General features: G+C 63.8%; 19 protein-coding genes. 15 read left to right on the top strand and 4 right to left on the bottom strand.

The window, feature by feature from the left end:
- Positions 1-102 precede the first annotated feature (102 nt).
- The 11 genes from AC0L3U_RS23530 to fabZ all read left to right on the top strand — a co-directional run bounded on the left by AC0L3U_RS23530 (position 103) and on the right by fabZ (position 12,045).
- Positions 103-1,095, top strand: coding sequence for a 30S ribosomal protein S2 (locus AC0L3U_RS23530; RefSeq protein ID WP_473363392.1), 993 nt, complete (start codon positions 103-105; stop codon positions 1,093-1,095).
- 131 nt (positions 1,096-1,226) lie between these two features.
- Positions 1,227-2,150 carry a translation elongation factor Ts gene (gene tsf, locus AC0L3U_RS23525; RefSeq protein WP_473363391.1) on the top strand — a complete coding sequence of 308 codons (924 nt, stop codon included), beginning with the start codon at positions 1,227-1,229 and terminating at the stop codon, positions 2,148-2,150.
- Between the two features lie 60 nt (positions 2,151-2,210).
- Positions 2,211-2,927, top strand: a complete 717-nt coding sequence (pyrH, locus tag AC0L3U_RS23520) for a UMP kinase (protein WP_018455040.1) — start codon at positions 2,211-2,213, stop codon at positions 2,925-2,927.
- 67 nt (positions 2,928-2,994) lie between these two features.
- Positions 2,995-3,558 (top strand): ribosome recycling factor, encoded by a 564-nt coding sequence (gene frr, locus AC0L3U_RS23515; RefSeq protein ID WP_027518196.1) that lies wholly within the window; start codon positions 2,995-2,997, stop codon positions 3,556-3,558.
- Between the two features lie 93 nt (positions 3,559-3,651).
- Positions 3,652-4,410: an isoprenyl transferase gene (locus AC0L3U_RS23510; RefSeq protein WP_027518195.1), complete on the top strand. Its 759-nt coding sequence runs from the start codon at positions 3,652-3,654 to the stop codon at positions 4,408-4,410.
- Between the two features lie 53 nt (positions 4,411-4,463).
- Entirely contained in the window at positions 4,464-5,249 is a 786-nt protein-coding gene (locus tag AC0L3U_RS23505; protein ID WP_473363390.1) for a phosphatidate cytidylyltransferase, read from the top strand.
- A gap of 4 nt (positions 5,250-5,253) precedes the next feature.
- On the top strand, positions 5,254-6,477 hold the full coding sequence (gene dxr, locus AC0L3U_RS23500) for a 1-deoxy-D-xylulose-5-phosphate reductoisomerase (RefSeq protein ID WP_473363389.1): 1,224 nt from the start codon (positions 5,254-5,256) through the stop codon (positions 6,475-6,477).
- 44 nt (positions 6,478-6,521) lie between these two features.
- On the top strand, positions 6,522-7,673 hold the full coding sequence (gene rseP, locus AC0L3U_RS23495; protein ID WP_027567151.1) for an RIP metalloprotease RseP: 1,152 nt from the start codon (positions 6,522-6,524) through the stop codon (positions 7,671-7,673).
- Between the two features lie 187 nt (positions 7,674-7,860).
- Positions 7,861-10,395, top strand: a complete 2,535-nt coding sequence (gene bamA, locus AC0L3U_RS23490; RefSeq protein ID WP_473289252.1) for an outer membrane protein assembly factor BamA — start codon at positions 7,861-7,863, stop codon at positions 10,393-10,395.
- A 124-nt stretch (positions 10,396-10,519) separates the two neighbouring features.
- Entirely contained in the window at positions 10,520-11,587 is a 1,068-nt protein-coding gene (lpxD, locus tag AC0L3U_RS23485) for a UDP-3-O-(3-hydroxymyristoyl)glucosamine N-acyltransferase (RefSeq protein WP_473289250.1), read from the top strand.
- Between the two features lie 41 nt (positions 11,588-11,628).
- Positions 11,629-12,045, top strand: a complete 417-nt coding sequence (gene fabZ, locus AC0L3U_RS23480) for a 3-hydroxyacyl-ACP dehydratase FabZ (protein WP_051058562.1) — start codon at positions 11,629-11,631, stop codon at positions 12,043-12,045.
- Positions 12,046-12,051: 6 nt separating this feature from the next.
- Here fabZ and AC0L3U_RS23475 read toward each other — a convergent pair whose 3' ends face one another.
- Complete coding sequence (locus AC0L3U_RS23475; RefSeq protein WP_473363388.1) at positions 12,052-12,396, bottom strand: KTSC domain-containing protein; 345 nt, start codon at positions 12,394-12,396, stop codon at positions 12,052-12,054.
- A 175-nt stretch (positions 12,397-12,571) separates the two neighbouring features.
- Between AC0L3U_RS23475 and lpxA the strand changes: the two genes are divergently transcribed.
- From lpxA to lpxB, 3 genes are read left to right on the top strand one after another with little or no spacing between them, the layout of a single operon-like run.
- On the top strand, positions 12,572-13,363 hold the full coding sequence (gene lpxA, locus AC0L3U_RS23470; RefSeq protein WP_473363387.1) for an acyl-ACP--UDP-N-acetylglucosamine O-acyltransferase: 792 nt from the start codon (positions 12,572-12,574) through the stop codon (positions 13,361-13,363).
- 19 nt (positions 13,364-13,382) lie between these two features.
- A complete protein-coding gene (locus AC0L3U_RS23465) occupies positions 13,383-14,240 on the top strand; it encodes an LpxI family protein (protein ID WP_473363449.1) in 858 nt (285 codons plus the stop codon).
- Positions 14,237-15,421, top strand: a complete 1,185-nt coding sequence (lpxB, locus tag AC0L3U_RS23460; protein ID WP_473363386.1) for a lipid-A-disaccharide synthase — start codon at positions 14,237-14,239, stop codon at positions 15,419-15,421. Before AC0L3U_RS23465 ends, lpxB begins: the two co-directional genes overlap by 4 nt.
- A gap of 652 nt (positions 15,422-16,073) precedes the next feature.
- On the opposite strand, the gene AC0L3U_RS23455 is transcribed toward lpxB, so the two are convergent.
- Positions 16,074-16,820 (bottom strand): P-loop NTPase family protein, encoded by a 747-nt coding sequence (locus AC0L3U_RS23455; protein ID WP_473363385.1) that lies wholly within the window; start codon positions 16,818-16,820, stop codon positions 16,074-16,076.
- Positions 16,821-17,141: 321 nt separating this feature from the next.
- On the opposite strand from AC0L3U_RS23455, the gene AC0L3U_RS23450 reads away from it, so the two are divergent.
- The gene (locus AC0L3U_RS23450) at positions 17,142-17,837 is read left to right on the top strand and encodes a Clp protease N-terminal domain-containing protein (RefSeq protein WP_473363384.1); all 696 of its coding nucleotides are present in this window, start codon (positions 17,142-17,144) and stop codon (positions 17,835-17,837) included.
- 134 nt (positions 17,838-17,971) lie between these two features.
- On the opposite strand, the gene AC0L3U_RS23445 is transcribed toward AC0L3U_RS23450, so the two are convergent.
- The gene (locus AC0L3U_RS23445) at positions 17,972-18,739 is read right to left on the bottom strand and encodes an SDR family NAD(P)-dependent oxidoreductase (RefSeq protein ID WP_473363383.1); all 768 of its coding nucleotides are present in this window, start codon (positions 18,737-18,739) and stop codon (positions 17,972-17,974) included.
- On the bottom strand, positions 18,736-19,845 hold the full coding sequence (locus tag AC0L3U_RS23440; RefSeq protein WP_473363382.1) for an ABC transporter ATP-binding protein: 1,110 nt from the start codon (positions 19,843-19,845) through the stop codon (positions 18,736-18,738). Before AC0L3U_RS23440 ends, AC0L3U_RS23445 begins: the two co-directional genes overlap by 4 nt.
- Positions 19,846-19,853 lie beyond the last annotated feature (8 nt).

The following is a 19,853-nucleotide window of genomic DNA, read 5'->3' as shown; positions in this document are numbered from 1 at the left end:
CACACGGAAGCATGGCTCACAAGGCCGTCCGGTGGCAGCCGGGGCGACAACGCTCTGTCCTGCTCACACGCTTCCGGAGGAACCAACCGGAGAATTAGAACGATGGCACTACCCGATTTCACTATGCGTCAGCTCCTCGAAGCCGGCGTGCACTTTGGTCACCAGTCTCACCGCTGGAATCCGAAAATGGCGCCGTTCATTTTCGGCGCTCGCAACAACATCCACATCGTCGACCTCGCGCAGACCGTGCCGTTGCTGCACAACGCCTTGCAGGCGGTCAGCGACACCGTCGCCAAGGGCGGCCGCATCCTGTTCGTCGGCACCAAGCGCCAGGCGCAGCACGGCGTTGCCGACGCGGCCAAGCGCTGCGCTCAGTACTTCGTCAATTCGCGCTGGCTCGGCGGCACGCTGACCAACTGGAAGACGATCTCGGGCTCGATCAAGCGCCTGCGTCATCTCGACGACGTGCTGGCCGGCGGCGATGCCTCCTCCTACACCAAGAAGGAGCGCCTGACGCTTCAGCGCGAGCGCGACAAGCTCGACCGCTCGCTCGGCGGCATCAAGGACATGGGCGGTCTGCCCGACCTGATCTTCGTGATCGACACCAACAAGGAAGACATCGCGATCCAGGAAGCCCAGCGGCTCAACATCCCGGTCGCGGCGATCGTCGACACCAATTCGGATCCGAAGGGCATCACCTATGTGGTCCCGGGAAATGACGACGCCGGCCGCGCGATTGCGCTTTATTGCGATCTGATCGCGCGTGCAGCGATTGACGGCATTTCGCGCGCCCAGGGCGATTCCGGCATCGACGTCGGCGCTTCGGTTCGGCCGGTCGCAGAAGAGCTGCCGGCCGCCACGAGCGGCTTCCAGGGCCTCGCCGGTCCGCGCGGGACCTCCGACGACCTCAAGAAGCTCCCGGGCGTGTCGGGCGCGATCGAGAAGAAGTTCAACGACCTCGGCATCTTCCACTTCTGGCAGCTGGCCGAGCTCGATCACGACACCGCGCACAAGATCGGCGAAGAAGTCGGCCTGCCGAGCCGCGCGGACGCCTGGGTGGCCAAGGCCAAGGCGCTGACCGCGGAAGCGGAATAGTCAAAAAGAGCGATGGGTTGGCCGGACAAGCTCCGGCCACCATTTCAGTTGACGCGAATTCCTGAGATGGACCGCGGCGAGGCGATCTGGCCGCGCCGCGGCAAACCGGCAGGCAAAAAGGATTTTGAACGATGGCAACGATCACAGCTGCGATGGTCAAGGACCTGCGCGAGTCGACCGGCGCAGGCATGATGGACTGCAAGGCCGCGCTGACCGAAAACGACGGCAACATGGAAGCGGCGCAGGATTGGCTGCGCAAGAAGGGCCTGTCGAAGGCCGCCAAGAAGTCGGGCCGCGTCGCCGCCGAGGGTCTGATCGGTGCGCTCATCAAGGGCAACAAGGGCGTCGTGGTCGAGGTCAATTCCGAGACCGATTTCGTCGCGCGCAACGGCCAGTTTCAGGGCCTCGTCAAGATGATCGCCCAGGTCGCATTCAACGTCGGCGCTGATGTCGAGACGATCAAGGCCGCCAAGGTCGGCGACGTCACGATCGAAACTGCGATCAATGACGCGATCGCCACCATCGGCGAGAACATGACGCTGCGCCGCGCAGCTTCGCTCGAAGTCAGCCAGGGCGTGGTGTCGAGCTACGTCCACGGCGCCGTCGTCGAGGGCGCCGGCAAGATGGGCGTGATCGTGGCGCTGGAATCGCCGGGCAAGGCGGACGAACTCGCAACGCTTGGCCGCCAGATCGCGATGCATGTCGCGGCCGCCAACCCCCTGGCGCTCGATCCGTCCGGTCTCGATCCGGCGGTCGTCAAGCGCGAGAAGGACGTGCTCGCCGACAAATATCGCCAGCAGGGCAAGCCCGAGAACGTGATCGAGAAGATCGTCGAGTCCGGCCTGAAGACCTATTACAAGGAAGTCTGCCTGCTCGAGCAGGCCTTCATCCACGACACCGGCAAGTCGGTGGCGCAGGCGGTGAAGGAAGCCGAAGGCAAAGTCGGCGGCGCGGTGAAGATCGCGGGCTTTGTGCGCTATGCTCTCGGTGAGGGAATCGAGAAGCAGGAAAGCGACTTCGCGGCCGAGGTCGCGGCCGCCAGCGGCAAGAAGTAAGCGCCGGAACGTTCCTTCCGGCGTGCCGCCGGAAGCGGCGCCCGGACAAGGAAAGTGCTCATGACTGATCCGGTCTATCGTCGCGTCGTGATCAAGCTGTCCGGCGAATATCTCGCGGGACCGCAGGGTTTTGGCATTGATCAACCGACCATCGACCGGGTCGCCGACGATCTGATCGCAGCCCGCCATCTCGGCACCGAAGTCGCCGTCGTGATCGGCGGCGGCAACCTCTTTCGCGGCGTCGAGGTCTCCTCGCGCGGGGTGTCGCGCCCGACCGGCGACACCATGGGCATGCTCGCCACGATGATGAACTGCCTCGCGCTCGAAGCCACGATCGAGCGCAAGGGCACGCCTGCGCGCACGCTGTCGGCCTTCGTCATGCCCGAGATTTCCGAGCTGTTCACCCGCACCGCGGCACACAAATACCTCGCCGAGGGTCGGATCGTGCTGCTCGGCGGCGGAACCGGTAATCCGTTCTTCACCACCGACACGACCGCGGTGCTGCGCGCAGCCGAGATCGGCGCCCAGGCGGTGCTGAAGGCGACCAATGTCGACGGTGTCTACTCGGCCGACCCGAAGAAAGACCCGACGGCGACGCGATTCGACCGTCTGACCCATTCGCAGGCGATCGAGGGCGGCTACAAGGTGATGGATGCGACCGCCTTCGCGCTTGCCCGCGAGACGTCGCTGCCTATCATTGTGTTCTCGATCGCGGAGCCGGGTTCGATCGGCGCTGTACTGCGTGGCGGCGGCCACGGAACCATTGTCGCCGGCTGACGGCTTGTCGTTGCGCCCTCGAGGGAAGGGTGCGGAGAGGTCGCCGGGATTTTGAAGGAGAAACGTGATGGCCACGGATAATTTCGATCTCAACGAAGTCAAACGCCGCATGCAGGGCGCGATCCAGTCGCTCAAGCACGAGCTTGGCGGCCTGCGCACCGGTCGCGCCTCAGCCTCGATGCTCGATCCGGTGCAGGTCGACGCCTATGGCAGCCACATGCCGCTGAACCAGCTCGCCACCGTCAGCGTGCCGGAGCCGCGCCTGATCTCGGTGCAGGTCTGGGACAAGTCGATGGTCAAGGCGGTGGAGAAGGCGATCGTCGATTCCAATCTCGGCCTGTCGCCGGCGACCGAAGGCCAGGTGCTGCGCCTGCGCATCCCCGAGCTCAATGAGGAGCGCCGCAAGGAGCTCGTCAAGGTCGCGCACAAATACGCGGAAGCCGCCAAGGTCGCCGCGCGCCATGTCCGCCGCGACGGTCTCGACGTCCTCAAGAAGCTCGAGAAGAATCACGAGATGTCCGAGGACGATCAGAAGCGCCACGCCGACGACGTGCAGAAGGCGACCGACGGCACGATCTCCGAGATCGACCAGTTGCTGGCCGCCAAGGAAAAAGAAATCCTCACCGTTTAAAGCGCGCTGGATCGCGCTTTAGGTTATTGTTCGCGCGTGATCGTTTCGGAAAGCCGCTTCGCCCTCTTCCGGATCATGCTTTAAGGCAGCCTCATGTCCAACGCCGCCGCGCCCGCAACGGAAGGACCCGATCGGTCCGATGCGCCTGCGCATGTCGCCATCATCATGGATGGCAACGGACGTTGGGCGGCCGCGCGCGGCTTGCCACGGGCGGAAGGCCATCGCCGCGGCGTCGAGGCCCTGCGCCGCGTGGTTCGCGCGTCGCATGAGCTTGGCATCCGCTATCTCACCATCTTCTCCTTCAGTTCGGAAAACTGGTCGCGTCCGGCGAGCGAGATCGGCGATCTGTTCGGCCTGTTGCGCCGCTTCATCCGCAATGATCTGGCAAGCCTGCATCGCGACGGCGTCAAGGTCCGCATCATCGGCGAGCGGGACGGGCTGGAGGGCGACATCTGCGCACTTCTCAACGAGGCGGAGGAACTGACGCGCGATAACACGCGCCTCACGCTCGTCGTCGCCTTCAATTACGGATCCCGGCAGGAGATCGCGAAGGCGGCGCAGAAGCTCGCGCGCGAAGTCGCCGAGGGCCGGCGTAATCCTGATACGATCGATGCCGAGACCCTCGGGGCGCATCTCGACGCACCCGACATTCCCGATCCCGATCTCATCATCCGCACCAGCGGCGAGCAGCGGCTGTCCAACTTCCTGATGTGGCAGGCCGCCTATAGCGAGCTCGTCTTCGTGCCGATTCACTGGCCCGATTTCGACAAGGCGGCGCTGGAAGGCGCAATCGCCGAATTCGCCAGGCGCGAGCGCCGTTTCGGCGGCCTGGTCGCGAAAACCGCCTCGTGAGCGAACCCGATCCCGCGCCGGCCGGCTCTCAGCCTGCCCCGAGCAATCTTGTGATGCGAATCCTCGCAGCGCTGGTGCTGGCGCCGCTCGCCATTGCGCTCGCTTATGCCGGCGGCTGGATGTGGGCGCTGCTCGTCACCCTGGTGTCGATCGGACTGTTCGCGGAATGGCTGATGGTGGTGGGCGCAGGCTCGACCGCGCTGACCGGGGCAGGGACGATCGTCATCGCCACGATGGGCTTGTGCGTTGCCTTCGGCGCGCTGAAGACCGCAATCATCACGGGCCTGATTGGCGGCGCGATCGTGACGGTGATCGCGCGGGGCAAGTTCGTCTGGGCTGCCTCCGGATTCGCCTATGCGTCGGCGGCGCTACTGGCCTCGATCCTGCTGCGGAAGGATCTCGTGAACGGCTTCGCCGCGCTGATGTTCGTGCTGCTCGTGGTGTGGGCGACCGATATCGGCGGCTATTTCGCAGGCCGCGGCATCGGCGGACCGAAGCTGTGGCCGCGCGTCAGCCCGAAGAAGACCTGGTCAGGGGCGTTCGGCGGCTTTGCCGCGAGCCTTTTGGTCGCGGTCGCCTTTGCCGCTTGCGGGCTTGGAAAGATAGTTCCATTGCTGCTCGTCAGCGCGGTCCTGTCGGTCGTGTCGGCCTGCGGCGATCTGTTCGAATCCGCGGTCAAGCGGCGCTTCGATGTCAAGGATTCCAGTCACTTAATTCCCGGCCACGGCGGGCTATTGGACCGTCTGGACGGTTTTGTCGCTGCCATCCTGGTGGCATGGATTATCGGCTTCCTCCGCCATGGTGTGCATAGCGCCGGAAGCGGTCTTATGGTTTGGTGAAGATATGAGCGCGGTTCCATTGCGTAACAACAAGGCTGCGGCATCGACCGTCCGCAGTGTCACGGTTCTCGGCGCCACCGGCTCGATCGGCGACAGCACGATGGATCTGCTGCGCGCCTCTCCCGAGCGCTACCGCGTCGAGGCGCTGACGGCGAACAGCAATGTCGAGGCGCTGGCAAAACTCGCGAAAGAGTTTTCCGCGCGCTACGTCGCGATCGCCGACACTTCCAAGTTTGCCGAGCTCAAGGCCGCGCTCGCGGGCACCGGCACCGAATGCGGCGCCGGCGAAAGCGCGGTGATCGAGGCCGGCGCGCGTCCGGCCGATTGGGTGATGGCCGCCGTGAGTGGCGCGGCCGGGCTGAAGCCGGCACTGGCGGCGGTCGATCGCGGCGCGCATGTCGCGCTCGCCAACAAGGAATGTCTCGTCTGCGCCGGTGATTTCTTCATGCAGCGCGCGGCGAAAGCGGGCGCCTGCATCCTGCCTGCGGATTCCGAGCACAACGCGCTGTTCCAGGCGCTCGCCTCGGGCAATCGCGACGAGCTCGTCCGTGTCATCATCACGGCCTCCGGCGGTCCGTTCCGGACCTGGAAGCCTGCCGACATCGAGCAGGCGACACTCGCGCAAGCCCTGAAGCATCCGAACTGGAGCATGGGCCAGAAGATCACGATCGATTCCGCCTCGATGATGAACAAGGGGCTCGAGGTGATCGAGGCCTCCTATCTGTTCGCGCTCGCGCCGGACGAGATCGACGTCCTCGTTCATCCGCAGTCGATCATCCACGGCATGGTCGAGTTCTCCGACCGCTCAGTCATGGCCCAGCTCGGCTCACCCGACATGCGCACGCCGATCGCGCATTGCCTCGGCTGGCCCGACCGCATCAAGGGTCCGGCCGCCAAGCTCGATCTGGCCAAGATCGGCCAATTGACCTTCGAGGCGCCGGATTTCGAGCGCTTCCCCGGCCTGCGCCTGGCCTTCGATTCGCTCCGGACCGGGAAGGGGGCGACCACCGTCTACAACGCCGCCAACGAGGTCGCGGTCGCCGCCTTCATCGCGGGCAAGATCCGGTTCGGCGCGATTGCCCGGCTGGTGGAGGCGACGCTGGACGACTGGATCCGGAGCGGGAACCAGGCCCCGCTGACGTCAGCGGACGATGCAATCGCTGTTGACCATGTTGCGCGAAATAGGGCTGCCGCCCTATTGCCTCAAATTGCCTTAAAGGCATCCTAGATGGTTCGGGGCCAGGGCCTTGCGGCGCTGGATGAGGGAATTCGATGATCGACTTTTTCGTCCATAGTTTCAATACGTTGAGCCATGGGCTCCTCGGCTACGCGGTTCCCTTCCTGTTCGTCCTGACCATCGTCGTGTTCTTCCATGAGCTCGGCCATTTTCTGGTCGCGCGCTGGGCCGGCGTTCGCGTGTTAACTTTTTCGCTCGGTTTCGGACCTGAGCTGGTCGGCTTCAACGATCGCCATGGCACCCGCTGGAAGATCTCGGCGATCCCGCTCGGCGGCTACGTCAAGTTCTTCGGCGACGAGAGCGAGGCTTCGACCCCGTCGTCCGAGAAGCTCGCGGCCATGACGGCCGAGGAGCGCGCCGGCAGCTTCCATCACAAGAAGGTCGGCCCGCGCGCCGCCATCGTTGCCGCCGGACCGATCGCCAATTTCATCCTGGGCGCGCTGATCTTCGCCGGCATGGCGCTGTATTACGGCAAGCCGAGCACGATCGCGCGCGTCGACGGTGTCGTCGCCGACGGCGCTGCGGCGGCAGCCGGCTTCAAGATTGGCGACGTCGTCGTCCAGATCGACGGCAAGCCGATCGAAAGCTTTGCCGACATGCAGCGCATGGTTGCGATGAATGCCGGTTCGCCGCTTGCCTTCCAGGTCAAGCGCGACGGCGCCATCGTGTCGCTGACCGCGACGCCGGCGCTGCTCGAGCGCAAGGATCCGTTCGGCAACAGCCACCGTCTCGGCGTGCTCGGCGTCGAGCACAAGTCTCAGGCCGGTGAAGCCTCGACGTCGCCGGTCGGTGTCGGCGAAGCGCTCAAGATCGGGGTTGAGCAGGTCTGGTTCATCATCACCAGCACCTTCAAGTTCCTGGGCTCGTTGTTCGTCGGGAACGGCAATCCGAACGAGGTCAGCGGCGTGCTCGGCATTGCCAAGATGTCGGGGCAGGCGGCCAGCGCCGGGTTCCAGTTCGTGATCAACCTCTGCGCGGTGCTATCGGTGTCGATCGGCCTGCTGAATCTGTTCCCGATCCCGCTGCTCGATGGCGGTCACCTTATGTTCTATGCGGCGGAGGTTGCCCGTGGTCGGCCCCTGTCCGAGCGGACTCAGGAGATGGGGTTCCGAATCGGGCTGGGCTTGGTGCTGATGTTGATGGTGTTTGCGACCTACAACGACATCCTGCGGATGGCCGCATCCTGATAGGGGCTTTTTTGTGGCGTTGCCCGGGCGTTGCTCTTGGGCAACGTCTTGGAATGAAAATGAAATTACGGCGCGCTCGACCGTTTGCGGCGTCGGTGAAATTGTCTACAAGCGGCTTGAACTTGGGGAATCTCCAGACCGGCGTTGGGGTTGGGTCTGGTACGGAATGATAAGGGCGCGTTGCGCAATGAAGTTTGGACTGCGACTCCGGGGGGGCTTGCTCGCAACCCTGATCATGTTCGGCGCGCCGGTGCTTGCCCCGGTTGGGGCTGCCTTTGTGTCTTCGTCTGCGCTTGCTCAGACCGTGCAGTCGATTTCCGTCGAGGGAAATCGCCGGGTCGAGGTGGAGACGATCCGCTCCTACTTCAAGCCGGGTCCCGGCGGTCGCCTGGATCAGGGTGCCATCGACGACGGCCTCAAGGCGCTGATCGAGACCGGCCTGTTCCAGGACGTCCGGATCAACCGCGGTGCCGGTGGCCAGATCGTCGTCTCCGTGGTGGAAAACCCGGTGATCGGCCGCATTGCCTTCGAGGGCAACAAGAAGATCAAGGACGAGCAGCTCACCGGTGAAGTCCAGTCCAAGGCGCGCGGCACCTTCTCCCGCGCCATGGTGCAGTCCGACACGCTGCGAATCGCCGAAATCTATCGCCGTTCCGGCCGCTACGACGTCCGCGTCACGCCTGAAGTGATCGAGCAGCCGAACAACCGCGTCGATCTCATCTTCACGGTCGAGGAGGGCGCCAAGACCGGCGTCAAGTCGATCGAGTTCGTCGGCAACAACGCGTACTCGTCGTACCGCCTGCGCGACGTCATCAAGACGCACGAATCGAACCTGCTGAGCTTCCTCGCCAGCAGCGACATCTACGATCCCGATCGGGTCGAGGCCGACCGCGACCTGATCCGCCGCTTCTATCTCAAGAACGGTTTCGCCGACGTCCAGGTCGTGGCCGCGCTCACGGAATACGATCCGGAGAAGAAGGGCTTCAACGTCACCTTCAAGATCGAGGAAGGCTCGCAATACCGGGTCGGCTCGATTGACTTCCGCTCCAGCATTCCGAACTTCGATGCCACCTCGATGCGCAACTATTCGCGCGTCAATGTCGGTTCGCTCTACAACGTCGAATCGGTCGAGAAGTCGGTCGAGGAGATGCAGATCGAAGCCTCGCGGCGCGGTTATGCCTTCGCCGTGGTCCGTCCCGGCGGCGACCGCAACTTCGAGGCGCACACCGTGTCGGTCGTGTTCAACATCGACGAGGGTCCGCGCACCTATATCGAGCGCATCAACCTCCGCGGCAACACCCGCACGCGCGACTACGTGATTCGTCGCGAGTTCGACGTCTCCGAGGGCGATGCCTACAACCGCGCGCTGGTCGATCGTGCCGAGCGCCGCTTGAAGAACCTCGACTATTTCAAGAGCGTGAAGATCACGACGGAGCCCGGCTCGTCGAGCGACCGCGTGATCCTGCTCGTGGACATGGAAGAGAAATCGACCGGCGACTTCTCGGTCTCGGGTGGTTACTCCACCACCGACGGTGCGCTGGCCGAAGTCTCGGTGTCCGAACGCAATTTGCTCGGCCGCGGCCTGTTCGCCAAGGCGGCGGTGACATACGGTCAGTATGCCCGCGGCTACTCGCTGTCCTTCGTCGAACCGTATCTGCTCGACTACCGGGTCGCGCTGGGTCTCGACCTCTATCAGCGCGAGCAGAGGTCCAACAGCTACATCTCCTACGGCACCAAGACGCTCGGCTTCTCGCCGCGCCTCGGCTTCTCCCTGCGTGAAGATCTGTCGCTGCAGGTGCGCTACTCGATCTACAGGCAGGAAATCACGCTGCCGTCGTACCTGGCGAACTGTAACAACGTAGTTGGGTCGGCGGCCTTCAATCCAAGCCCGGCTTTCTCGGCGGCGAGCGGTATTCCTCTGGATGCCTCGACCAACGGCCTCGGCTGCTATAGCGACGGCGAGGCCTCGCTGCCGGTCCGCAAGGAGCTTGCGAACGGCAAGACGTTGACCTCGGCGCTCGGCTACACGCTGACCTACAACACGCTCGACAACAACAAGAACCCCACCGACGGTCTCCTGGTCGATTTCCGGCAGGACTTCGCCGGTGTCGGCGGCGACGTCTCCTACCTGAAGTCGGTTGTCGATGCGAAGTACTACACTCCGCTCGTCTCGGACATCGTCGGCCTGGTCCGGTTGCAGGGCGGCATGCTGAACAAGATGGGCAGCGATCTGCGCATGCTCGACCACTTCCAGATGGGCCCGAACCTCGTCCGCGGCTTTGCCCCGAACGGCATCGGACCGCGCGATTTGAACCCCTTCGGCACGCAGGACGCGCTTGGCGGCACCAAATATTGGGGTGCTTCGCTCGAATTGCAGATGCCGTTCTGGTTCCTGCCGAAGGAAGTGGGTCTGAAGGGCGCCGTCTACGCCGACGCCGGCGGTCTGTTCGACTATCAGGGCCCGACGACATGGTCTGTGACCAACGAAATGACCACGACCAAGAATTCGAGCTGCACGCCGTCGACCGTCAATCCAGCCTCGGCTGGAACCTGCACCGGCTTGGTGTATGACAACGGCAATGCCGTCCGGTCGTCGGTCGGTGTCGGCTTGATCTGGGCCTCGCCGTTCGGTCCACTGCGCTTCGACTACGCCGTGCCGCTGACCAAGGGCAAGAACGACCGTACGCAGGAGTTCCGGTTCGGCGGCGGCACCTCGTTCTAATTCGAACAGCACGGCACGATCCGGACTACGGAGCCGGTTTCCGAAAGGGATCGTGCCAATCCAGGAGATCAGGCATGATGCGGCTTGGCCGCTTCATGCCGAAGCCGGACCGCGACGGGGTGGAATGGCGCAGCCGACCTTCTTCATACAGCCGCCCGCCTCAGCGCTGGCTGACATAGCCACGCTGACCAAGGCGGAGCTGGTCGATCCCGCCAGGGGCGGCCAAATCATCAAGGGCCTTGCTTCGCTCGACGAAGCCGGCCCGATGCACCTGACGTTCTTCGACAATCTCAAATATGCCGATGAGCTCAAGGCGACCAAGGCCGGTGCTTGCCTGGTGAGCCCACGCTTCGAGGCCCGGGTGCCCGCGCACGTGGCCGTGCTGCGGGCGCCACAGCCGTTCCGCGCCTTCGTCAGGATCGCGCGGGAGTGGCATGGCGACGCGCTCCGGCCGCAATCCTGGACCGGCAACGACGGCATCGCGCCGTCGGCCATCATCGATCCAACGGCCAGGCTGGAGGACGGCGTGATCGTCGATCCCCTGGCCGTGATCGGCCCCGACGTGGAGATCGGCAGCGGCACGGTGGTCGGCGTGGGGGCCGTGATCGGCCCCGGCGTCAAGATCGGCCGGGACTGCAATGTCGGGGCACGCACCGCCATCCAGTGCGCGCTGATCGGCAACGACGTGCTGATCCACCCCGGCTGCTCGATCGGCCAGGACGGCTACGGCTTCATCTTCTTCGGCCCCGAGGGCCACCTGAAGGTGCCTCAGACCGGCCGCGTGCTGATCCAGAACAACGTGGAGGTCGGCGCCGGCACCACCATTGATCGCGGGTCCTTGCGCGACACCGTGATCGGCGAGGGGACCAAAATCGACAATCAGGTCCAGATCGGCCACAATGTGACCATTGGCCGGCACTGCCTGCTGGCAGCCCAGATCGGTCTTGCCGGCAGCCTCACCCTCGGCGACAACGTGGCGCTGGGAGCGAAGGTGGGCATCAACAATCACGTCAAGATCGGGGATGGAGCTCAGGTGACTGCCATGAGCGGCGTCAAGGACGACGTCCCTCCCAACGGACGTTGGGGTGGTTTTTTCGCCAAGCCGACCAGGCAGTGGTTCAAGGAAATTTTGGCGGTGGAGCGCCTAGCGCGCGACAGCAAGGCCGATCCGAAGCAGGAGGAACGGGAGTGACGGACGAAGCACCGGTCAGGTTCGAGCTTGTGGACATCAACATGATCCTGCAAACGCTCCCGCACCGCTTTCCGATGCTGCTGATCGATCGCGTGATCAACATCCGCACCGATTACAGCGGCATCGGCATCAAGAACGTCACCTTCAACGAGCCGCCGTTCCAGGGCCACTTTCCCGATCGCCCGGTCTATCCCGGCGTCATGATGATCGAAGCGATGGCGCAGACCGCGGGTGTGATCGGCATCAAATCGGTCGAGGGCACCGATAAGCCGCGGGCTGTGTATTTCCTGACCATCGACAAGTGCAAGTTCCGCAAGCCGGTGCTGCCCGGCGATACCATCGAATACCACATGCGCTCGATCGGCCGCCGCAAGGCCATGTGGTGGTTTCACGGCGACGCCAAGGTCAACGGCCAGGTGGTTGCGGAGGCCGATGTCGGCGCCATGCTGACCGACTGAGCGGGATCAACTCCTCTGGATGCGCTCGCGTGCAGGACACGCGTAGCGGCCTCCGCTGACCTCGCGCTTGATGTTCTGCTTGAAGAACTGGCCCATGGACGGTGCGCCCAGCAGGCGCTCGACCGTGTCGATTGGCACGCCGCAATAGCGGTCATAAACGCCGTCCACTGCCACGACGAGGGCCTGCTGCGCCCGGTCGTAACAGACCCGCTGGAGCACCGTGCTGCGGGTAATGTCGCGGCATTCGAATGTCTTGAGATCGACGAGGCGGTGTTCGGCGGTCTCGATCGTCTCGGACACGATCGGCGCGGCGGCGAGCTGTGCGAGTAGAAGTGCCAGGGCCCTGACCACGATACCTGAAGCTCCGCGTGAACTTGTTGATGAGCGGGGAAGGCTGCTTCACCCGGCACTTGAAACACGGAGAGATCATACGTCACTGGACAGATCGGGCATAGTCGCGCTAACCAGCGGAAAACCGAGCGACTTCAACACCTAATCAGACCTTCTTGATGAGTCAGATTGCTTGATGAGTAAGATTGATCCCACCGCACGGATCGCGGACGGCGCCGTGATCGGCGAGGGCACCGCGATCGGCCCCTTCTGCATCATCGGCCCGCATGTCGTGATCGGCAGTAACTGCAAGCTGATCGGACAGGTCACGATCATCGGCCACACCTCGATCGGAGACGGCTGTGTGATCTCGCCGTTCGTGGTGCTGGGCGGCGCGCCCCAGGATCTCAGCTACAAGGGCGAACCTACGAAGCTTGAGATCGGCTCTGGATGCACCATCCGCGAGGGCGCGACCATGAATGTCGGCACCATCAAGGGCGGTGGCCTGACGCGCGTCGGCAACGATGGCTATTTCATGAACAACAGTCATGTCGGGCATGACTGCATGGTCGGCAACAACGTGATCTTCGCAACCTCGGCGACGCTCGGCGGCCACTGCGAGATCGGTGACGCCGTCTATATCGGCGGCCTGTCCGCAGTGCATCAGTTCACCCGCATCGGCCCTTATGTCATGGTTGGCGGTGTCTGCGGCGTGCGCGACGACGTCATCCCGTATGGGCTGGTCAACGGCCAATATGCGGTGCTTGAGAGCCTCAACCTGATCGGCATGAAGCGGCGCAAGTTCACAAAGCAGCGGCTTGCGACCGTGCGCGCGTTCTACCAGAAGCTCTTCCATGGCCCCGCTACCTTTGCCGAACGCCTGGAGGCGGCGCGGCCGCTCGCCAGTGACGATCCGGCGATCGGCGAAATCCTCGACTTCATCGGCAAGGGCAAGCGCCCGCTCTGTCTTCCCGCCATCGCGAAGTGATGATGCGATGGCCCCGGGCATGACATCGGCGGCTTCGGAGATTTCATCGCCGGTCGGCGTGGTCGCGGGCGGCGGCGCGATGCCGTTCGCGGTTGCCGACTCGCTCGCTGCCCGCGGCATCACGCCAGTGCTATTTCCCCTTCGGGGGGCCTGCGATCCGGCACGGGTGGAAAAATTCCGTCATCGCTGGATCTCGGTCGGCCAACTCGGCCGGGCCATGCGGCTGTTTCGCGAAGAAGGCTGCCGCGACCTGATCTTCATCGGCACGCTGGTGCGGCCTTCGCTCTCGGAGGTCCGGGTCGACTTCACGACGCTCCGGCTGCTCGGCAATGTCATCCGCGCCTTCCGCGGCGGCGACGATCATTTGTTGTCCGGCGTCGGGCGCATTCTCGAGCAGGGCGGCTTTCGGATGGTCGGCATCAAGGATGTCGCGCCCGACCTCTTGATGCCCGAGGGCTGCATCAGCCGCGCCTGGCCGAGCGACACCGGCAAGACCGACATCGAGCGCGGACGCGCGGTGCTGACCGCCCTCGGTCCGTTCGACATCGGCCAGGCTGCGGTCGTGATCGACGGCCATGTGGTGGCGGTCGAGGATATCGAGGGCACCGATGCGCTGCTCGCGCGCGTGGCACGGCTGCGCGAAGAGGGCCGCATCCGCGCCGCCTCCGGGCGGGGCGTGCTGGTGAAGGTCCCAAAGAGCGGGCAGGATTTGCGCTTTGACCTGCCGACGATCGGCCCGCGCACCCTCGAGGGCGTCGCCGCCGCAGGGCTCGCCGGCATTGCCGTCGTCGCCGGCAACACCATCGCGGCCGAGCCGCAGGCGATGATCGCGCTCGCCGATGCCAAATATATCTTCGTCATCGGCCTGCCGGCGTGATGCAAGGCCGCGATCCCAAGCGCAAGATATTCCTGATTGCGACGGAGGAATCCGGCGACCGGCTCGGCAGCGCCTTGATGAAGGTGCTGCGCCAGCGCCTCGGCGACGGCGTGCAGTTCGTGGGTGTCGGTGGCCACACCATGGCGCGCCAGGGCCTTGAGACGCTGTTTCCGATCGAGGAGCTCTCGATCGTCGGCTTCGCCGCGGTCGTGCAGCAATTGCCGAAGATCCTGCGGCTGATCCGCGAGACCGCGGAGGCCGTGACCGAAGCCGCGCCGGACGCGCTCGTCATCATCGACAGTCCCGACTTCACTCACCGTGTCGCCCGCCGCGTGCGGGCGCGAAATCCGGCGATTCCCATCGTCGACTACGTCTCGCCGCAGCTCTGGGCCTGGCGGCCGGGACGGGCGCGGACCATGCTCGGCTATGTCGACCATGTGCTCGGCCTGTTGCCGTTCGAGCCGGACGAATACCGCAAGCTCGGCGGGCCACCATGCAGCTATGTCGGCCATCCCCTGATCGAGCAATTGTCCTCGCTGCGGCCGAACGCGGAGGAGCAGGCGCGCCGCGACGGCGAGCCGCCGGTCTTGCTGGTATTGCCCGGCAGCCGCCGCAGCGAGATCAGGCACCATCTCGACGTGTTCGGCGCGACGCTCGGTCGATTGCAGACCGAAGGCCGCACGTTCGAACTGATGCTGCCGACCATGCCGCATCTCGAAGCCACCATTCGCGAAGGCATCGCGAACTGGCCGGTCAAGCCTCAAATTGTGGTCGGCGAGAACGAGAAGCGCGCCGCCTTCCGCATCGCGCGCGCGGCATTGGCAAAATCCGGCACGGTGACGCTGGAGCTCGCGCTGTCGGGCATTCCGATGGTGACCGCCTATCGCGTCGGCGCGATCGAAGCCTTCATCCTGCGCCGCGCGATCCGCGTCTCCTCGGTGATCCTCGCCAATCTCGTGATCGGCAAGGATGTCATCCCCGAATTCCTGCAGGAAGACTGCACGCCGGAGAAGCTGGCGCCCGCGCTGTCGGACCTTCTGACCGATTCACCACTGCGCCGACAGCAGGTGGAAGCGTTCGCGCAGCTCGACACCATTATGTCGACCGGCAACAAGTCGCCGAGCGTGCTCGCCGCCGACATCGTGCTGGCGACGATGCGCAAGGGCAGGCAGGCTAGCTAGGACGTGTACTCCCAAACGTCGGCTTGCCAGCGCAAAGCGGAAGTCTCCTAACCTAGTCGTGCTCGGCGGCTTGTGACCCAATGCGGACGTGGGGCAAGTAGCAGGGACTGCCGGCGTCACAGGTAACTTTTTCACGCGCGTATCAAAATTGGCATGAGCGCGAATACGAACCACAAGCCGACAAAAGCCCCCAATCCATACATTGCCCGTCGTCGGTGGGCAGCCCCATCGGGCACCACGCCGGGGCTAGCAATCATCCAAACAATATCCATGCGCGGCGCCTGTAGACTGACCGGAATTCTTCCGTCCATCTGGGCCTGCTCAAGCTTTTGGAGGAAAGCCCAGTAGTGGTACCCGCCATACGCAAACGCGACGGCGCAAGCTATCCAAATTGCGATGCCAATCGTGTGCATATTGAAACCACGGTTCAGACAGCCTCAGTTGGTTACCCTTTTATATCAAACAAGCCGGCCATGTCGCCTATTGGCCCATCTCAGACCTCCGTGCCGGCGCGGGTGATCGCGCTCCCGGTGCTCAAGCGGAAGTAAGCAGCCGGGTGCTGAAAGGCCGCTTATGACCCGGAGCAGACCAGCGCAGACCGTCGCCACTGACTCAGCACGCAAGCATCTTCTCTAGCTCAGTCACAAAGCGATCAAGAATTGCTGCCTCCGTCGCCCGCCTGGCTCACCAAGACGGAATCTATCGTCTCTTCATACTTCGTCCATTCCTTTCGGGAGTTCTCGATGCTGATCTTCGGGATATCGAGCTCCGCGTAGAGCCGGTCGGTAAGCCGGCGGTAATCACGATAGAGCTCTATGAGTCCCCCCAGACCGGCGAAGCCATGCCTAACGGCGTACGGCGACGTCAGCTTCCAATTGACCTGATATGTCACCCATGAATCGCCTCGCTCTGCGGAAACCGTTCTGATCGCTCGATCAACGTCGTCTTGGTGAAAGTAGATCAGCAAAGGACGTAGCGGCTTGATAGTGGCTATCACATCACGAAGGTAGCGGCGGATCAGGGCGATGTCGGCATCAAGTAGAAACAGCGACGTTAAATTCCCGTGGAAAAGCTGTCCGTCGACAACCGTGATGCTCTCCGACATCGCGGCAGAATTGGCGTAGGCACTCCAACGCGCAGCGGCTGACTTCGCCAGATGCGTTGCTGGCATGTCCTCCCATGGCGCGTCCCAATCAAAGCGGATCGGATGTGGCCTGATGCCCTCGGTAACGCCGAGGGCGGACACACCGGAAGCCCTCAAGCGATCAGCAAGTCGCAGCACGGTCGTCGACTTGCCGGACCCCATGATCCCTTCGACGATCACAATTCTGGACCATATGTTGCAAAAGAGCCGGGTCATGCAAAGCCAATGATGCCCAGCCTCATGCGCCACTTCCATTAAAATCTTTCTGCTTATGGCCCATTGGCGAAGTAGCAGCGCACCGGGTGAGGTCCGCTCAGTGAGGCATGGCGGACCAGATTTTCTCACGTTGAGTTCTTCGCATTTTGACCCGAGCCGGACATGATCTATCGGGTCATGGCAGTTGACAGCGTTTCTCATCTGGATCATTTTATCTTCAGGTAGATACGACCTGCTGCTTGCGCCCCAGTGGGGATGGTAAACGTATCATAGGTCTTTCATAGACCTTTGCCCGAACGAACGGGTCAGCAACGCAAGCTCCTGGCACACCTCGGTTTCGTTCAAAGCAAGGGATGAAAGATGATGCGCGATTATCGCCACGCCAAAGCCATGGCGCAAACGGCTCGGGCCTTTCTCGCTGACCACGGTGCGAAGATTACCAATAGCCAAAGCCTTGAGCTGATTGCCAAGGCGTTTGGCGTTGCCGATTGGAACACACTTGCGGCTGCAATTCGCGGCGAGGTTACCGCGCCGCGCATGAAGGATGCGACGCCATCAACCACACTCGATGCGGGGATTAGGCCTCGGGCACCTCGGTTTTCTACTGAACTTGAAATCACTCTGCAGCGCGCCCTCGGCTATGCCGATGCGCGAAAACACCAGTATACGACGCTAGAACACCTGCTGCTCGCGCTGACAAATGACGCGAATGCTTCGAAGGTGATGCAAGCGTGCGATGTCGATCCTGCGGCGCTCCAGAGAAGTCTGACTGACTACATTGACAATGAGTTGATAGCCATCGTGGTCGAAACCGGCACGTTCCCCGGCGAATCTCGCCCGACGGCGGCGTTTCAGCGTGTAATGCAGCGCGCTGTCTCGCACGCGGAGCAAATGGGCCAGCAGGAGGTTACCGGCGATAACATGATGGTCGTTATCTTTGCCGAGCGGCTAAGCCCGGCAGTGCGACGGCTCTATGGTCAGAACATGACTGCTCAGGATGCGGCGAACTTCGTTGAGCGCGGCATCATTAAACGAAGTGACACCGCCGCGCCCTGATCGGTGCGGTGCCGCGCCCAATTTGGGGCTTCCGCAACTGGCCCAATTCGGACCCAAGGTCAGGTACGCCAACCCGACTGCTAGCGGATAAGGAGCGGACCTCTGCGAGGCACTCGGGTGTGTGAGTACACGCTCTAGCCGAGACCAGCGTCGACCTGAAAGCACTGGCGTGTGATGCGCTGGCTCTCATCGGAGGCGAGGAACAGCGCCATGGTGGCGATGTCGTCAGGCGTCACCGCGTCGGGAATGGCCTGACGCGTGCGCAGCTCGGCGATCGCCTGGTCGTCTGGATACCACAGCCGGCGCTGACGCTCCGTGATCACCATCCCCGGCGCGATCGCGTTGACGCGGATGCGGTCGGGCCCGAGCGACCGGGCCAGGGAGTTGGTGAAGCCGACGATCGCGGCCTTCGCCGCGGCGTAGACCGGCAGCCCCGGCGCGCCGCGCATCCAGGCAATCGATGACATGTTGATGATCGAACCGCCGCCGCGCGCCTGCATCTGCGGCACCACCGCTTGCGCGGCAAAGAAGACGTGCTTGAGGTTGACGCCGATCATCCAGTCGAACTCGGCCGGGGTGACCTCGGCCAGCACCTGACGCTGATCATTGGCGGCGTTGTTGACGAGAACCGCGGCATCGCCAAGCGATCTGTGCACCTGCGCCATGGCGCCGCGCAAGGCGTCGATGTCGAGCAGGTCGCAGGGCACGAACAAGGGCGCGGTTCCAGCCGCGGCCTTCACTTCCGCGACCAGCGCCCGGCCGGCTGCTTCATCGAGATCCAGGAACGCGACGCGCGCCCCTTGGGCCGCGAACGCCCGCACGAAGGCGGCACCGATGCCGCTGGCGCCACCGGTGATCAACACCACGCGGTCCCTAAGACCGGCATAGCTCGTTGCTGTCATGCGATCAGTCGCTCCGTCTCGGGGTCGAACAGGCAGATGCGGCGCGTGTCGAGCGCGAACGGGGCGGCGGCACCCGGTGTGGGGCGGATATCCGGCGTGATGCGCGCCAGCGCAGGCTCGCCGCCAAGCCGCAGCAGCACGATCGTTTCGGCCCCCGTCGGCTCGACCATCTCCACCGGCGCGTTGACGACGACGGGCGGGTCCGCGGAAAATACGCGGCTGCCCTCGGCAATGCATTCCGGCCTGATCCCGACCACCACGTCACGGCCGACGAAGGGTGCCGCCGCGTCGTATTGGCCAAGGCGGAGGCGGACCTCGTCCGGCCGCCCCGCGCCGATCACGACCACCGGGCCGCCGGCATCGGCCTCGAGCCGTGCCGGCATCGTGTTCATCGGCGGCGAGCCCATGAAACGGGCCACGAACAGATTGGCGGGATAGCGATACACGGTGTCAGGGTCGGCAAACTGCTGCACCACGCCCCGATGCATCACGGCGATGCGCGTCGCCATCGTCATCGCCTCGATCTGGTCGTGGGTGACATAGACGATGGTGGCGCCGATGCGCTGGTGCAGCCGCTTGATCTCCATCCGCATCTCGACGCGCAGCTTGGCGTCGAGATTGGAGAGCGGCTCGTCGAACAGGAAGAGCAGGGGATCGCGCACCAGCGCCCGGCCCATCGCCACACGCTGGCGCTGGCCGCCGGAGAGCTGCGACGGCTTGCGGCCGAGCAGCGGCTCGATCTGGAGCAGCCTGGCCACATTCGTCAGCGCCTTCTCCTGCTCCGCCTTTGGTACGTGGCGGCATTCCATGCCGAAGGTGATGTTCTGGCGCACCGTCATCGACGGATAGAGCGCGTAGGACTGGAACACCATGGCGATGTCGCGGTCTTTCGGCGGAATGTCGTTGACGACACGTCCGCCGATTTCCACGGTGCCGGCGCTCGGGAGGTCGAGCCCGGCGATGATGTTGAGCAGCGTGGACTTGCCGCAGCCGGATGGGCCGACGAGCACGGTGAATTCACCGCTCTCGATGTCGAGATCGATGCCCTTCAGCACCTCCAGATTGGCGTAGCGCTTGGACAGGGAACGAATGCTTAGGGCTGCCATGACGATCC

Source organism: Bradyrhizobium sp. Kon69 (assembly GCF_055807515.1).
Note: the sequence above shows the minus strand (reverse complement) of the source record. Positions and strands in the feature narration are given on the sequence as shown.

Bases quoted from the DNA above. Each gene is read 5' to 3' on its own strand.
- AC0L3U_RS23530 (WP_473363392.1), top strand. From the start codon at position 103: ATGGCACTACCCGATTTCACTATGCGTCAGCTCCTCGAAGCCGGCGTG.
- tsf (WP_473363391.1), top strand. From the start codon at position 1,227: ATGGCAACGATCACAGCTGCGATGGTCAAGGACCTGCGCGAGTCGACC.
- pyrH (WP_018455040.1), top strand. From the start codon at position 2,211: ATGACTGATCCGGTCTATCGTCGCGTCGTGATCAAGCTGTCCGGCGAA.
- frr (WP_027518196.1), top strand. From the start codon at position 2,995: ATGGCCACGGATAATTTCGATCTCAACGAAGTCAAACGCCGCATGCAG.
- AC0L3U_RS23510 (WP_027518195.1), top strand. From the start codon at position 3,652: ATGTCCAACGCCGCCGCGCCCGCAACGGAAGGACCCGATCGGTCCGAT.
- AC0L3U_RS23505 (WP_473363390.1), top strand. From the start codon at position 4,464: ATGCGAATCCTCGCAGCGCTGGTGCTGGCGCCGCTCGCCATTGCGCTC.
- dxr (WP_473363389.1), top strand. From the start codon at position 5,254: ATGAGCGCGGTTCCATTGCGTAACAACAAGGCTGCGGCATCGACCGTC.
- rseP (WP_027567151.1), top strand. From the start codon at position 6,522: ATGATCGACTTTTTCGTCCATAGTTTCAATACGTTGAGCCATGGGCTC.
- bamA (WP_473289252.1), top strand. From the start codon at position 7,861: ATGAAGTTTGGACTGCGACTCCGGGGGGGCTTGCTCGCAACCCTGATC.
- lpxD (WP_473289250.1), top strand. From the start codon at position 10,520: ATGGCGCAGCCGACCTTCTTCATACAGCCGCCCGCCTCAGCGCTGGCT.
- fabZ (WP_051058562.1), top strand. From the start codon at position 11,629: ATGATCCTGCAAACGCTCCCGCACCGCTTTCCGATGCTGCTGATCGAT.
- lpxA (WP_473363387.1), top strand. From the start codon at position 12,572: ATGAGTAAGATTGATCCCACCGCACGGATCGCGGACGGCGCCGTGATC.
- AC0L3U_RS23465 (WP_473363449.1), top strand. From the start codon at position 13,383: ATGACATCGGCGGCTTCGGAGATTTCATCGCCGGTCGGCGTGGTCGCG.
- AC0L3U_RS23455 (WP_473363385.1), bottom strand. From the start codon at position 16,820: ATGGAAGTGGCGCATGAGGCTGGGCATCATTGGCTTTGCATGACCCGG.
- AC0L3U_RS23450 (WP_473363384.1), top strand. From the start codon at position 17,142: ATGATGCGCGATTATCGCCACGCCAAAGCCATGGCGCAAACGGCTCGG.
- AC0L3U_RS23445 (WP_473363383.1), bottom strand. From the start codon at position 18,739: ATGACAGCAACGAGCTATGCCGGTCTTAGGGACCGCGTGGTGTTGATC.
- AC0L3U_RS23440 (WP_473363382.1), bottom strand. From the start codon at position 19,845: ATGGCAGCCCTAAGCATTCGTTCCCTGTCCAAGCGCTACGCCAATCTG.